The sequence below is a fragment of the Sorangium sp. So ce321 genome, assembly GCF_051530195.1.
Taxonomy (GTDB): Bacteria; Myxococcota_A; Polyangia; order Polyangiales; family Polyangiaceae; genus Sorangium.
Genome location: NZ_CP150329.1, coordinates 14,404,506 through 14,419,009 on the forward strand (window position 1 = coordinate 14,404,506; position 14,504 = coordinate 14,419,009).

Here is a 14,504-nt window from a genome sequence, read left to right on the forward strand (position 1 = left end):
GGCCCCTGGCGCGTTGTTCGATGGTGCTACGCGGCAGGTGCAGATCGGTTTCGCGACCCTCGCACGCGCCTGCACGATCGCGCTCGGGAAGAATTGTTCAGCGCGGCCATCGGTCGCCTCGAGCCTCCGCGCCAGCGACGTCGCCCAACGATGAGGCAGCCCCGGGGTGGCGGCGAAAGCCGCGCGGCGGCGCGGGCGCCTCAGGGCTTCCGCTTGCAGCCCCCGTAGCGCTCCACGCTCGCGAGGGGCGGCGGGTTGGAGAAGTACGTCGCGTCATACCCGCCCGCGACGAGCACCGAGCTGTCTTGCAGGGTCGTCGCGGTTTGGAATCCCCGCGGGGCCGGCTCGTCGATCACGGTCCAGGTGTCGTTCGCCTCCTTGTAGATCTCGGCGCCCTGACTCCCGACAGCCATCACGCGGCCGTGGGACATCGAGGCCAGGGCGGACCCCACGTCGTGGCGGAAATGGGGCGGCGCCGTCGGCGTCCACGTGTCGCTCGCGGGATCGTAGATCTCGGCGGTTTGAGCGGCATCGGCGAGGAGCACCACCTGCTCGTCGTCGGTGAATTCGTAGACCCTGCCGCCGCCGCCGACCACCAGCACGCGCCCGCTCGGCAGCAGCGCGGCCTCGTGCGCCATGCGAGGCAGGTTGGTCGGCGCCGCCGCCGTGAAGGCGCCCGTGGCGGGATCGTAGATCTCGACGCTGGTGCGACCCTCGGGCCGCTCGAACCAGTTCAACGTGGACCCGCCGACGACGAGCACCCGGCCGTCCTGGAGTAGCGTCGACGTATGCCAGAAGCGGGGCACCGACATGGTCCCGGCGCTGGACCAGGTGTTCGCGGCGGCGTCGTAGAGCGCGGCCTCCCGGAGGGAGCGCTCGTCGTCGCTGCCGCCCGTGCGCAGCACCAGCCCGCTCGGCAAAGGGGTCAGCGCCGTCTGGGCGAACTCCCACCCAAACGCTGCCTCCGCGGGCGTCAGGGGTACGCTCGTCGTCGTGCCCGTCGCCGGATCGTAGACCAGCCCGCCCGGGCTGAAGAGCACCCTCCCGTCCTGCAGGAGCGCGGCGCCCACGGGGTACATCGCGTAGGGCAGCGTGCCGCCGGTCGTCCACGTATCGCTCGCGGGATCATAGAAGTCGACCGTCGTGGGATAGGGGTAGTCGCCACCGCCGCCCGCGACCATCACCCGGCCGTCCGGCATGAGCAGGGCGACGTGGAACTGTCGCGCCACGGGCATCGACGCCGCAGGCGACCACTCCTCGTGGACACCGACGTGACGGCGACATCGCTTCGCCTCGTGGTGGCGGTCAGACGGCGCCGCGCTCGCCTCGAGCGCCGCCGTCTCGAGCGCGCCCTCCCCGGTGGCCGCTGGCTCCGGCTCAGCGCCGCAGCCAGCTCCCGCGAGCGCGGCGAAGGACAGGAACGCGACCAACACACGATGGCAACGACCGACGGTATACATGGAAGGACCTCGTGAGGACAGGGGGGATAACGCAGCCGCGCCTCATGCATCTTCGTTCGGGTGCGGCACTGCGCCCGGCGATCGGAGTCCGCGGGCCGTGAGGGCGGCTCCCTCGATGCATGGACAAGTTGGCCAATCTAGCACTCCCCGGAGAGCGGGCCGAGCACAGGATGCAGTTTGGGTGACGCCGCGCCTCGCCACAGGTGTCGGTCGTTCCTGTCGCTCAGGGCGCCATCCCGCGCGGACGTCCATCCGCAATCGCTCGTCGCAGCCGGCGCACGACGCCACCCTGTGACCTACCTGCACCTTCACATCGGCGGCGCTCTGCGCCTGCCGGCGTCCGCGGAGATACACATGGGTGCACGCCTCGCGTTTTCAGGACCGTGAGAGGCAGGCCCTGGTGCTCACCACGACGTTCGACCACCCGGGGTTGAGCGCGCTGCGTAGGGACGTGGATGTCGGACTACCTCGCGCCCTCGGAAGGTGGTATTCGATCAGGCCTCCAGAGGATAGCCTCCCCGCCACGCTGCCCGGAGCATCGCGACCATGTCGAACGAGACCACCCGCGCCTTCAACCACCTCGTTCCCCCGCACCTGGAGGATCCTTATCCCCTCTTCGAGGAGCTCCGGCGCGAGGCGCCGGTGGTGTTCAACCCGAGCTTCGGGATGTGGTTCGTCTCGCGTCACGAGGACGTCGCGGCCGTGGTCAAGGATCCGGTGCGGTTCAGCTCGGCGCAGGTCCTCGCGCCAATGCAGGAGCCCTCGCCCGAGCTGCTGGCGATCCTGGGCAATGACCGGAGCGGCGTGTATCCGCTCCTGTCGAGCGATCCGCCGGTCCACACGCGGGTGCGCGGCCTCGTGAGCAAGGCGTTCGCGGGGCCGCGCCTCGCGGCGAGGATGGAGCCGTTCATCCGCGCGATCACGAGCGAGCTGGTGGGCGGGTTCGAGAAGGACGGACGCGCGGAGTTGATGGCGCGCTTCGCCACGCCGCTGCCGATCCGTGTGACCAGCCAGCTCTTCGGGATCCCGCTCTCGGAGATGGAGCAGGTCAAGCGGTGGTGCGACGACGAGACCATGTTCCTCATGGGTTTCCTGCCCGAGGAGCAGCGCGCGGAGCTGGCGCGCAGCATCGTCGCATACCGCGGTTTTCTGCGTGCGCTCGTCGAGGACCACCGGGCGAACCCTCGCCCCGATCTGGTGACCGAGCTCATCGAGGCGCGCGCGGAGGGCGAGAGTCCGCTCGACACGCAGGAGCTGGTGGGCACGCTGTGCGTGCTGATCTTCGCGGCGCACCTGACCACGACGAACATGATCGGCAACGCGCTCGTGTCGATCCTGCGCGCGCCCGGCGCCTGGCAGGCGCTGCGCGACCGGCCGGAGGTGATCCCCGGCGTGCTCGAGGAGGCCATGCGCTTCGATGCGCCCGTGCAGGGAATGACGCGCACCGTGAGCGAGGACTGCCGGATCCGCGGGGTGGCCGTGCCGCGCGGCGCGCGGGTGTTCGTGCTGTTCGGATCCGCCAACCGGGACCTGCCCGGCGTGAAGGACCCCGAGCGGTTCGATATCGAGCGCGCGGCCGGGCCGAACCTCGCGTTCGGTCGCGGCCCGCATTTCTGCGTCGGCGCGCAGCTCGCGCGCATCGAAGGCTCGATCGCGCTCGACGAGCTGACGCGACGCCTGCGGGGCGCGCGCCTCGCCGGCGACGCGCCGCTCTCGTACGTGCCCAACCTCGTGCACCGCGGTCCGACCGCGCTGAACGTCGCGTGGGACGTGCCGACATCCTGAGCGCTCTGGAGACGGCCGGTCGGGCCTACGTTGGGCCATTGCGGAATGAGGACCCAACCGTCGCTGTACCGTGAAGCTATCGAGAGGGTTGTGCTTTTCGTCGTTTGCTCCTCTGCACGAGCGACGAGGCCCAAGTTCGTCCCTGGTTCTGCGCCCACGCCAGGCGCCCGAGGAGGGAGTTGTCCCGGCGGGGTGGGGGACGGGTCGTTGTCCGTTTGTTGAACAACCGAGGAGAATCGGTAGGCGCGCGAGGAGGGAGCTCTCCGGGCGGGGTGGGGGGAGGGCCGCTGTCTGAGCCCAATAGCCATCTCCCCTCCGGCTCCGCCCGAGGAGAGATGGCTCAGAAATCCCCCGTCTCCCGTCAACCCATCAAGCCAGCTTCCCCAGCTCCCGGAACCGGCCGCGCAGGTCGCTGTAGAGCCCCTGGTACACCGCGTGGATCTCGCGGTACCGCGCCGAGCGCGCCTGATCCGGCGCGACGCGCGACACGACATGGACGAAGGCGTCCGCCGCCTCCTCGACCGACGAGAAGAGCCCCGCGCCCGCCGCGGCGAGGAGCGCCGCGCCGTAGGCCGGCCCCTCGGTCGAGGTGGTGATGGCCACCGGCGCCTCGAAGACGTCGGCCATCAGCTGGCGCCAGAACGGGCTCCGCGCCCCGCCGCCGGTCAGGCGGATCTCGTCGATCGTCACCGGCGCCGCGCCGTTCGTCTGCCCCACGCCGCGCATCAGCGCCAGCGAGTCCGCGAGCCCGAAGGTGATGCCCTCGAGGACCGCGCGCGAGAGGTCGGCCTTCGTCGTGCGGGCGCTCAGCCCGACGAACGCGCCGCGCGCCGCGGCGTCGTTGTGCGGCGTGCGCTCGCCCATCAGGTAGGGCAGGAAGACGACCCCGCCGGCGCCCAGGCGGGCCGTCGACGCCGTGTCCGAGATGATCTCGTAAGGATCGACCTTGCGGAGCTCGGCCGCCACGCGCTCCCCGTCGCAGAGGACGTCGCGGTACCAGCGGAGCGCGCCGCCGGCGGCCAGCATCACGCCCATCAGGTAGAAGCGGCCCGGGACCGCGTGGCAGAAGCTGTGGAGCCGCATCTCGGGCTCCACGATCCACGTGTCGGTGTGCGCGAGGATCACGCCGCTCGTGCCGACCGAGGCCATCGCGCGGCCAGGACGCACGATGCCGAGCCCCACCGCGCCCGCCGCGTTGTCCGCCGCGCCCCGGACCACCAGCGTGCCCGCGGGCAGGCCCGTCGCGGTCGCGACCTCCTGCGTGAGCTGGCCGAGCGGCGCGTTCGAGGGCGCGGACCGCGGGAAGATCCCGCGCGGCACGCCGACCGCCCCGAGCAGCTCGGCGCTGAAGGCGCGATCGCCCGGCGAGAACGCCAGCGTGCCGCTCGCGTCGCTGTCGTCCGTCCCGAGCTCGCCCGTCAGCCGCAAGCCCACGAAATCCTTCGGCATCAGCACCGCGCGGACGCGGGCGAACGCCTCGGGCTCGTGCTCGCGCAGCCAGAGCAGCTTCGGCAGCGTGAACCCCTCGAGCGCGCGGTTGCCGACCAGGCGCGCGAGCCCCGCGTCGCCCACCTTCGGGTTCGCGTGGATCGCCGCGCACTCGGCCGTGGTGCGCGTGTCGCACCAGAGGATCGCGGGACGGATGACGGCCTGCGCCTCGTCCAGGAGGACCGCCGAGTGCATCTGCCCCGTCAGGCCGATCGCGCGCACCTCGTCACGGCGCGGGCCGAGCGCGCGGGCGAGCTCGCCGAGCGCGCTCAGCGCCGCCGCGGCGAAGTCCTCGGGATCCTGCTCGGCCCACCCGGCGTGCGGGGTGGAGAGCGGGTACTCGCGGTGCGCCGACGCGACCGCCGCGCCCCGCTCCGATTCGACTGCGATGGCCTTGAGGCCGCTGGTCCCAACGTCGATTCCGATCACGATGGCCATGGAAAGCGTCCTTTTTCGTAAAGTGAAAGTGAGCGGCTAGAACACGACCTGGAGCTTCATGGGCGCGGCGCCCTTCTTCATCATCTCGAGCCCGCGCGGGAGCTCCTCGACCGGCATCGCCTCGGACAGGAGCCGCTTCACGTCGACAGCCCCACGCTCCATCAGCTTAAATGCCCGGTCGTACGTCCTCCTGATCGCGAAGCTGCCGATGATCTCGAGGTCGCGCCGGTAGATCTCGAACGGCGAGACCTCGACCTTGTCCTGCGGCCCACACACGCCGAAGACGAGGTACCGGCCGCCATTCTTGACGTACTGCAGTGAGTCGCCGAGGACCCGGGCGATGCCCGTCGCGTCGATCACGACGTCGAACCCGTAGGGCGCGATCTTCTTGAGCTTCGCCTGGAGCGCGTTGTCGGCGAGGACCACCTCGGTCGCGCCGTGCTGCCGGGCGAGATCGAGCTTCGACTCGACAACGTCGACCACCGTGACCGCGGCGGCGCCGTTCGCGCGGCTCGCCTGGAGGTGGAGCTGGCCGATCGGGCCGGCGCCGATCACGAGCACCTCCGAGCCGATCTCGATGCGCGCTCGATCCTGGCCGAAGACGACGCACGCGAGCGGCTCGCAGAACGCGGCCTCGCTGAACGAGACGCGCTCGAAGCGATAACAGTTCTTCGCAGGGACCCGCACCAGCTCGGCGAAGCCGCCGTCGCGGGTGACGCCGACGGCATTCCACTTCAGACAGTGGTTTTGCCGGTTGATCATGCAGAAGTGGCACTCTTCGCAGGTCACCGTCGGGTCGACCATCACCCGATCGCCGGGCTTCAGGTCCGTGACCTCCTCGCCCACCTCGGCCACCACGCCGGCGAGCTCGTGCCCGGGGATGAGCGGGAACGTCGGGAAGAAATCGCCCTCCCAGATGTGCACGTCCGTCCCGCAGATGCCGCACGCCTTCGCGCGGACGAGGACGTCACGCGGACCGATCTGCGGCGGAGCGATGTCGTTGCGGACAGCGATCTTCTTCACGGCTTCGAGCACGGCTGCCTTCACGCGAGACCTCCTGAGGCGTCGCATAGGCGGGCCGCGGCCGTGCGTCGAGGGGCCGTCGCGAGGACCGCCCCGCGCGGCGTGGCGCAGGGCGGCCGGACGCGCGCTTCGTCAGGACTTGGCGGACGGCTTGGGCGGAGAGATCGTACGCCAGAGGAACGCGTAGACGTCCATCAGGTCGCGCGGGGCGAGGGAGCGCTCGCGCAGCCGCCGCTCGAGGTCGCGCGCGAGCGACTGCATCCGGGTATACCCCTCGGAGCTCGGCACGCGGTCGTAGGCGAGGTTGAAGCCGAGCACGACGGCCTGCTTCTCGAAGAAGGACGGCTTCACGAACACGTGCTCCTCCGGGTAGACGAGCGCGCTCAGGATCGTCGCGAGCGGCCACGTGGCGACCTTGGCCGCGGCGAGCACGCCGGCCAGCCGGTCGAAGCGCGCGGCGTAGTCGCCCGCGCCGTAGAGGAGATCGACGACCGCCTCGGCGTAGGCGCGGTGGTGCTCGGCCGGCATCTTGTTGAACGGGATGAGATCGCCGAGCGGGTGCAGGAGGCCGGTCGCCGCCTTGTGGACCTTGGTGATGCGCTCCATGAAATCGGCGAGGTTGCCCGCCGCGAGCAGCCCCTCGAGCTCGCCCTTGCCGAGGAGCGCGCGCGCCGTCTCGATGGCGCTCTGCTTGTACGCCTTGCTCTTCTTCTTCACCCCGCCGTTACTCGGCTCGCCCCCGACCGAGCCGCGCTCCTCGGCGACGAAGTGCGGGCCGCCGAACCCGCCCTCGAACTGCGTCTCGAAGCTCGTGACCTGCTCGTCGAAGCTCGTGAGCGGCGGCGCGACCACGCGGGCGCGCTGCTTCTTGGCGGCGGACGACGGACGATCACGGAGCCCGCGGATCCGGGCCTCGAGAGCGTTCGCCTCGTCGTCGCCGAGCTGCACCGGCTCGAGCTTCGACCAGAAAGCCTTGGCGATCGAGTGATTGTGGCCGTCCTCGAAATCGTAGAAGCGCTTTTCGTCGCGCTCCTCGACGAGGTATCCGAGCCCCCACTGGGGACACCCCGGGTGCTTGACGATGATCGGGGCTGAAGGTTCCGTTGAACGAGAGGTCGCCATAGGCGGCGCAGCCTACCCGATCTTGGCGCGACCGCACCCCGCTCCGACATCGCTTCTGGACTCGTGTTCAGGTACCCCGCGCCGGCGGCGCGCGATCGAGCCCTGCCGGGCTCAGTTGACGTCGCGGGTGGCGGAGGCGAGCGCGAGCTGCTGGAGGGCGAGCGCCTCGGTCACGCGGCGCACCCGCGCGACGACGTCGAGCGTCTCCAGCACGGCCTGGCGCTCGCGGGCGTCGAGGATCAGGTGGTGGGCGCACAGGTCGACGACGAGCGAGGTGGCCGCGTCGCGCGGCAGCCGGAGCTCGAAGCCGCTGTCCCGCTCGCGGACGAGCGAGGCGAACGAGGCCGCGGTGGAGATGAGCGCGGCGTGGTCCTGGGCCGAGACCTCGCCGGGCTCGTCCTCGAGGACGGTCGCGGCCGCCGTGCGGTACGGGGGCACGAAGGGGCGCTCCGCCAGCCGGACGCGGGCGCGGCCGCGCAGCACGATGTTGTAGCGGCCCCCCGGCAGCTCGGCGTGGTCGATGATCTCGCCGGCGCCGGCCACGCCCGCGATCGCCGGATGGCCGTGCGCGTCGACGGCGCGGGTGTCCGTGATGAGGACGACCGAGAGGATGCGGTGCGTCTCGAGGGCGTCGCGCACGAGGGCGCGGTAGCGCGGCTCGAAGATGTGCAGCGGCAGCAGGGCGCCGGGGAAGAGCACCGTCTGCGGCAGCGGGAAGAGCGGGAGCTCGGGCAAGGCCGCGGCGAGATCGCCTGGTCGCGGAGGCGTCGTTTCCACGGCCCCAGGCTAGCACGCAGGTGCGCCGGGTGTGGCGGCGCCACGTACATGGAGCGCGGCGGCCGGGGACGAGCGCCGGGGCCACGCCGGAGCGAGCGCGGCCGCCGCGCGGTCGCGAGCGCGGCCGTCGCGTGGTCGCGAGCGCGGCCGTCGTGCGGTCGCGAGCGCCGCGCGGTCGCTGGGCGCCGCCCGGGCGCCGCGCGCCGTCAGCCGAACATCTCGAGGGCCGAGCCGGTGACGGCGTCGGGCGCGTCGAGCGCGGCGTACACGATGAGCCGCGCCACGTCGTCCGCGCTCATCTGCGGGGGGAAGCCGCTGCCGACGAGCATGTCGGTGTCGACCGAGCCGGGCAGCACGGCGATGGACTGGAGCCCCTTGCCGCGCAGCTCCTCCGCCAGGCTCTTCGCGAAGCCGACGAGGCCCCACTTGGACGCGGCGTACGACGCGTTGCCGGGGGACGCGATGGTCGAGGAGATGCTGCCGACGTGGACGAGCCGGCCGCGGCCCTGCGCCAGCATGGCCGGCAGGAAGGCGCGCGAGACGAGGTACGGGCCGCGGAGGTTGACGGCCATCACCTCGTCCCAGGCCGCGGGCGAGGTCTCGTGGACCGGCGCGCCGCGGCGCACGATGCCGGCGTTGTTCACGACCACGTGCGGCGCGCCGAGCCACGCGACGACCTCGGCGGCGGCGCGCGCCACCTGCTCGTCGGAGGCGACGTCGCAGGGCACCGGCAGCGCGGCGACGTCGAGGCGGCGGACCTCGTCGGCGATCTGGTCGAGCCGCGGGCTCGGGCGGCCGAGCAGCGCGACGGAGAGGCCGCGGCGCGCGAGCGCGAGCGCCGTCGCCCGGCCGATCCCGCGGCTTGGCCCCGTGACGACCGCGACGCCGGTCACGCCCCGCCCCCCGAGAGCGCGGCGGCGAAGGCGAGATCGCGCTCGGGGCCCGGCTCGGCGAACACCCCGGCGACGGCGACCGTCTCGATGAGGGCGCCCGCCTTGCGCTCGCCGCGGGCGATGAGGCAGGTGTGGGTCAGGGCGAGCTTGCACAGCGCGCCGCGCGCGCCGAGCTCGTGGACGAGCAGCTCGACGAGCTGGCCGCCGATGCGCTCCTGCAGGGTCAGCCGCCGGGCGAGCGCGTCGAGCACGTGCGCGATCGTGCCGATGCCGGCGACCCGCGCGCCCGGCAGGTAGGCGACGATGCCGGTGCCGTGGCCCGGCAGCAGGTGGTGCGGGCACATCGTGGTCACGGCGAGGCCGCGGGCGACGACGAGCCCGCGCTCGAAGGGGCCGGTCTCCATCGCGCCCTCGCGGAGCACCGCGGCCGCGTCGATGGCCTCCCCCTCGATGAGGTCGTCCGCCCACGCGTCGGCGACCCGCTCGCCCGTGCCCGCGAGCTCCCCCTCGACGTCGCGCCCGAGCGCGCGGAGGAACTCCTCGATGGCCCGGGCCGCTCTCTGCCTGTCGATCACGGCGGCCTCGTCAGTTGAGCAGCTGCCGGCGCTTGTCGGCGGTGATCGGCTTGCGCCCGGCGTAGCCGGCCTCGAGCCCGTGGTAGTGATCGACGGCCTGCTCGCCGTAGCGCCAGCAGAGCCAGACGAGGGCGCCGTCGAGGCGGCCGTAGAAGTCGCAGAGCCCGATGCGCTGGTCCTTCACGACGACCCCGAGATCCTCGACGTCCCGCCACCCGGCCTCGTACGCGGCGATCTTCTCCGAGAGCTCGCGCTCGCGGGCCCGCGCCAGCTCGCTGCCGCTGCGCGCCAGCTCGATGAGCTGATCGGGCGTCACCTTCGGGCTCTGCACGGCGTCCACGAGCTGCTGCCAGCAGCGCTCGATATCGCTCGCCAGGGCGAGCTGCCGGCCGATCAACGACGAGAGCTGCGGGACGAGCGCGTTCGCCTCTTCGATCGTCCAGATGCGGGGAGTGCTCACGGGACCTCACCTGAAGGGCGGCGCGACAACCCGGTCATGCAGGGCGGGTAAGCGGAGGGGAGTGCGGTGTCAAGGGCTCTCCGGAGCGAGCCGCCGCGCGCCGGCCAGCGCAGGGGACCCCCACGGTCGAGGCCGCGACCGCCGCGCTGGCCCCTGGCCTGAGCCGCGCGCGAGCCGTGCGCGTTGCCCGAGTCGTCCGCGCTGCTCGCGCCGACCGAGCCGACGGCGGCCGCGCGCCGCGCCCGGTCACACGGGCAACGCGGGCGACAGCCAGCGTGGCCGCGTTCACCCCGGTGATCCAGGCCCCCTCCATCTTCGGCAATGTGTTGCAAACGGCGTTCCGCAAGCGATAAGCTCGCGCAGCGACCGTGTAAGATTGCGAGGCCGCCGCATGCGACTCCGGACGATGTCGGGCATCAAGCTGTCGAATCTGCTCCTTTGCGGCTGGAGCGGCGTCGTCCTCATTTATCTTTATCTCCCGATCCTGCTCCTGGTCGCTTACTCGTTCAACGACTCGCGGATGAGCGTCGTGTGGGAGGGGTTCACCTTCAAATGGTATCGGCAGCTCTTCGACGAGCTCGTCGCCCACCTGGGGGACGAGCGCCGGTCGCCGCTCATCGAGTCGCTGAGCAACAGCGTGATCATCGCCGCGATCACCACGGCGTTCTCGGTCGCCCTCGGCACGGCGGGGGCCTTCCTGCTCTACCGGTACAGGTTCCCCGCGCTGCGGTCGATCACGACGCTGATCTTCATCCCCATGATCATCCCGGAGATCATCATGGGGATCAGCCTGCTCATCTTCTTCAAGACGGTGGAGGTCGAGCTCGGCTTCACGACCGTGATCATCTCGCACATCACCTTCTGTTTCCCCTTCGTGCTCATCGCCGTCCAGGCGCGCCTCGCGGGGCTCGACCCGTCCCTCGAGGAGGCCGCGCTGGATCTCGGGGCGACGCCGCTCAAGGCGTTCTTCCTGATCCTGGTGCCTTATCTTCTGCCCGCCATCATCTCCGGTGCGCTGATGTCGTTCACGCTGTCGATGGACGAGCTCATCGTCACCTACTTCACGCGCGGGCCCAAGTCCGAGACCTTGCCGATCAAGGTGTTCGGCATGGCGAAGGTCGGTCTGAACCCGATGCTGAACACGATCTCGACCGTGTTCATCGTCGTGACCGCGATGCTGGTCGTGGTCGCCGAGTCGCTGAAGGGCACCGCGAGGCGGCTCCCGGACGAGGGCTGAAGGCGAGCGGCGCGGACGCCTGCGCCGGCGCAGGCAAGACAAGGAAGAGGCCAATGAAACGCATCTCAGCGCTCTTGATACTGATGGTCGTCCCGCTCATGGCCCTGCTCGGCTGTGGGAAGAAGGAGAGCCCGGCGCCGCAGGCGGCCGGCTCGGGCAGCGCGCCGGCGGCCGAGCCCAAGGCGGGCGGCGAGCTCAACCTCTTCGCGTGGTCCGAGTACGTCCCGCAGGAGGTCCTGGACGGCTTCACGAAGGAGACGGGGATCAAGGTCAACTACGAGGCCTACGCCTCGAACGAGGAGATGATGTCGAAGCTCCTCGCGGGGAGCACCCGGTACGACCTCATCCAGCCTTCCGAGTACGCCGTCGAGGCGCTCGTCAAGCAGAACAAGCTCCAGCCGCTCGACCACGCGCGCCTGCCGAACCTGAAGAACATCGCGCCCGCGTTCAGGGGCCTGGCGCACGACCAGGAGCTCAAGTACACGGTCCCGTGGATGGGCACGACGGTCGGTATCGTCGTCAACACCGAGAAGGTGAAGGAGCCCGTGAAGGGCTTCAAGGACGTGTTCCAGCCGAAGTACAAGGGGCGCATCGTGGCCCTGAACGACGCCCGCGAGATCGTCGCCTGGGTGATGGTCACGATGGGGCTCGACTCCAACGACGTGACGCCGGAGAACCTCGCGAAGATCAAGCCGACCCTCGCGGAGTGGATCAAGCTCGTGAAGGTGTTCGACTCCGACAGCCCGAAGACGGCGCTCCTCAACGGCGACGTCGATATAGGCATCGTCTGGAGCGGGGAGGCGGCCCTCCTCTACCAGGAGAACAAGAACAAGTTCCAGTTCATCCTGCCGGCCGAGGGGACGCACAAGGCCATCGACAGCCTGGCGATCCCGGACAACGCCCAGAACAAGATCGGCGCGGAGATGTTCATGAACTACATCCTCCGCCCGGAGGTCAGCAAGCTCATCTCGGACAAGTTCCCCTACACCAACCCGAACACGGAGGCGCGCAAGCTGCTCACGCCGGAGCAGCTCGCGAACCCCGCGAGCTACCCGCCCCTCGCGGGGATGGAGACCTTCCACGACATCGGGAAGACGGCCGCGGACGTGGACAAGCTGGTGACGGACCTCAAGGCACAGTGAGCGGCAGGGCGCCATGAACACAGCCACCGGCCAGGTCGTCGAGCTCCAGGGCGCGCAGCGGAGGCCGGGCGTGCGCGGGTGGCTGCTGCTCGCGCCGCTCCTGCTCTGGCTCGTCGCCTTCGTCGTGGCGCCCACAGCGATCATGCTCGTCTACAGCTTCTGCGAGCGGGACGAGCTCGGGCAGGTGGTCTTCCGGCTCTCGCTCTCGAGCTACGCGCGCGTGCTCGACGCGACCTACCTCAAGATCCTGCTCAACTCGATGCGGTACGCCGCCATCACCACGGCGATCTGCCTCGTCGCGGGCTACCCGGTGGCGTACTTCATCGGCCGGGCCCGGGAGGGCGTCCGGAACAAGCTGCTCATGCTGGTCATGGTGCCGTTCTGGACCAGCTTCCTCATCCGGACGTATTCCTGGATGTCCATCCTCAAGTCGGAGGGGCTCCTCAACGGGCTGCTCCTCTATCTGCGGATCATCTCGGCGCCGCTCGACATCATGTACACGCCGTCGGCGGTGGTCATCGGGCTCGTGTACTCGTATCTACCGTTCATGATCCTGCCGATCTACGGCAGCGTCGAGAAGCTCGACAACGCGCTGATCGAGGCGGCGTTCGACCTCGGCGCGGGGCCGGTGTCCGCCTTCTCCCACGTCATCGTCCCGCTCACGCGCCCCGGGATCCTGGCGGGCATCCTGCTCGTGTTCATCCCGGCGCTCGGGATGTTCGCGATCACCGACCTCATGGGCGGGGCGCGCGTGCCCATGATCGGCAACGTGATCCAGAACCAGTTCGGGCAGGCGCGCGACTGGCCGTTCGGCGCCGCCCTCGGCATGACGCTCCTGCTCCTGTTCTCCCTGTTCTTCGTGCTCGGCCTGCGCAAGGAGCCGGAGCGCTGATGCTCCTCTCTGAGGTGAATCGATGGAAGTGATGGTCGAGCTCCGCGCGATCACCAAGCGATTTGGCGGCTTCCTCGCCGTGAACGAGGTCGATCTCCAGATCAAGGCCGGCGAGTTCATCACGCTGCTCGGCCCCTCCGGGTGCGGCAAGACGACGCTGCTCCGGATGATCTCGGGCTTCGAGACGCCGACGACCGGCGCCGTCCTGCTGGAGGGCAAGGACGTGACGCACGAGCCGCCCTACCGGCGGGACGTGAACCAGGTGTTCCAGAGCTACGCGCTGTTTCCGCACATGACCGTGCAGGAGAACATCAGCTTCGGTCTGCGGATGAAGAAGGTCCCGAGGCAGGAGATGGCCGAGCGGGTCCGCGCCGCGGTCGCCATGGTGTCGCTCGACGGCATGGAGCAGCGCAAGCCGGCGCAGCTCTCCGGCGGGCAGCGGCAGCGGGTCGCGCTCGCGCGGGCCATCGTCTGCCGCCCGAAGGTGCTGCTCCTCGACGAGCCCCTCTCCGCCCTCGACGCGAAGCTGCGGCACGCCATGCAGGTGGAGCTCAAGGCGCTGCAAAAGAAGCTCGGGATCACGTTCGTGTTCGTGACCCACGACCAGGAAGAGGCGCTCACCATGAGCGACCGCATCGCCGTGATCAACAAGGGCCGTATCGAGCAGCTCGGCGACGCGTCGCAGATCTACCACCGCCCCAAGACGACGTTCGTCGCGAACTTCATCGGCCAGGCGAACATCCTCCGGGCGTCCGTCCTGTCGCGCAGCGGCGAGCGCGCGCGGGTCCGGCTCGAGGGGGGGATCGAGCTCCTCGTCAACGCCGAGCACCTCGCCGGCGGGGCGGAGAGCGCGCTCATCTCCATTCGACCCGAGAAGATCGCGCTCCGCAAGGCGCGGGAGGCCGCCTCCGAGAACTGCTTCGAGGCGCACGTCGAGGACGAGCTGTTCAAGGGCGCGACCGACCAGCTCCGGCTCCGGACCGACTCCGGGCTCACGCTCACCGCCGTGGTGGCCAACGAGAGCTCCGGCCAGACAGCGCTCCACGCCGGGGACAGGGTGTTCTGCCACCTCCACCCGGACGACATCGTCATCGTGCACGAGGCGTGAGCCGGAGCGAGCCGCCGCCCGCCGGCGCCGCGCCGCCGCCGCAGGATTGCGGCGCGGGCGGCGGGCGCCTCGCGGCGGAGTCGCTGTGGCCATGGAGCGTCGTG

General features: G+C 70.5%; 13 protein-coding genes. 5 read left to right on the forward strand and 8 right to left on the reverse strand.

The window, feature by feature from the left end; all coding sequences use genetic code 11:
- Nucleotides 1–200 precede the first annotated feature (200 nt).
- Nucleotides 201–1,433 (reverse strand): hypothetical protein, encoded by a 1,233-nt coding sequence (locus WME89_RS53540; protein WP_438007189.1) that lies wholly within the window; start codon nucleotides 1,431–1,433, stop codon nucleotides 201–203.
- A 573-nt stretch (nucleotides 1,434–2,006) separates the two neighbouring features.
- Here WME89_RS53540 and WME89_RS53545 point away from each other — a divergent pair.
- Entirely contained in the window at nucleotides 2,007–3,245 is a 1,239-nt protein-coding gene (locus tag WME89_RS53545; protein WP_438007190.1) for a cytochrome P450, read from the forward strand.
- A 369-nt stretch (nucleotides 3,246–3,614) separates the two neighbouring features.
- Here the strand turns inward: WME89_RS53545 and xylB are convergent, their stop codons facing one another.
- The 7 genes from xylB to WME89_RS53580 form a co-directional block, all read right to left on the reverse strand.
- Complete coding sequence (gene xylB / locus WME89_RS53550; protein WP_438007191.1) at nucleotides 3,615–5,171, reverse strand: xylulokinase; 1,557 nt, start codon at nucleotides 5,169–5,171, stop codon at nucleotides 3,615–3,617.
- 36 nt (nucleotides 5,172–5,207) lie between these two features.
- Nucleotides 5,208–6,218, reverse strand: a complete 1,011-nt coding sequence (locus tag WME89_RS53555) for a zinc-dependent alcohol dehydrogenase family protein (protein ID WP_438007192.1) — start codon at nucleotides 6,216–6,218, stop codon at nucleotides 5,208–5,210.
- 108 nt (nucleotides 6,219–6,326) lie between these two features.
- Nucleotides 6,327–7,316, reverse strand: a complete 990-nt coding sequence (locus WME89_RS53560) for a hypothetical protein (RefSeq protein ID WP_438007193.1) — start codon at nucleotides 7,314–7,316, stop codon at nucleotides 6,327–6,329.
- Between the two features lie 111 nt (nucleotides 7,317–7,427).
- Nucleotides 7,428–8,093, reverse strand: coding sequence for an LON peptidase substrate-binding domain-containing protein (locus tag WME89_RS53565; protein WP_437506843.1), 666 nt, complete (start codon nucleotides 8,091–8,093; stop codon nucleotides 7,428–7,430).
- A gap of 206 nt (nucleotides 8,094–8,299) precedes the next feature.
- Entirely contained in the window at nucleotides 8,300–8,986 is a 687-nt protein-coding gene (locus tag WME89_RS53570) for an SDR family NAD(P)-dependent oxidoreductase (protein WP_438007194.1), read from the reverse strand.
- Nucleotides 8,983–9,561, reverse strand: a complete 579-nt coding sequence (gene folE, locus WME89_RS53575; RefSeq protein ID WP_438007195.1) for a GTP cyclohydrolase I — start codon at nucleotides 9,559–9,561, stop codon at nucleotides 8,983–8,985. Before folE ends, WME89_RS53570 begins: the two co-directional genes overlap by 4 nt.
- Nucleotides 9,562–9,571: 10 nt before the next feature.
- Nucleotides 9,572–10,021 (reverse strand): DUF2203 domain-containing protein, encoded by a 450-nt coding sequence (locus WME89_RS53580; RefSeq protein WP_438007196.1) that lies wholly within the window; start codon nucleotides 10,019–10,021, stop codon nucleotides 9,572–9,574.
- A 391-nt stretch (nucleotides 10,022–10,412) separates the two neighbouring features.
- Here WME89_RS53580 and WME89_RS53585 point away from each other — a divergent pair, with 391 nt between their 5' ends.
- From WME89_RS53585 to WME89_RS53600, 4 genes are read left to right on the forward strand one after another with little or no spacing between them, the layout of a single operon-like run.
- Entirely contained in the window at nucleotides 10,413–11,258 is an 846-nt protein-coding gene (locus WME89_RS53585) for an ABC transporter permease (RefSeq protein WP_438007197.1), read from the forward strand.
- Between the two features lie 53 nt (nucleotides 11,259–11,311).
- A complete protein-coding gene (locus tag WME89_RS53590) occupies nucleotides 11,312–12,400 on the forward strand; it encodes a polyamine ABC transporter substrate-binding protein (RefSeq protein ID WP_438007198.1) in 1,089 nt (362 codons plus the stop codon).
- Between the two features lie 13 nt (nucleotides 12,401–12,413).
- Nucleotides 12,414–13,292, forward strand: a complete 879-nt coding sequence (locus WME89_RS53595; RefSeq protein WP_438007199.1) for an ABC transporter permease — start codon at nucleotides 12,414–12,416, stop codon at nucleotides 13,290–13,292.
- A gap of 22 nt (nucleotides 13,293–13,314) precedes the next feature.
- Entirely contained in the window at nucleotides 13,315–14,400 is a 1,086-nt protein-coding gene (locus tag WME89_RS53600) for an ABC transporter ATP-binding protein (RefSeq protein WP_438007200.1), read from the forward strand.
- The last annotated feature ends 104 nt before the right edge of the window (nucleotides 14,401–14,504 follow it).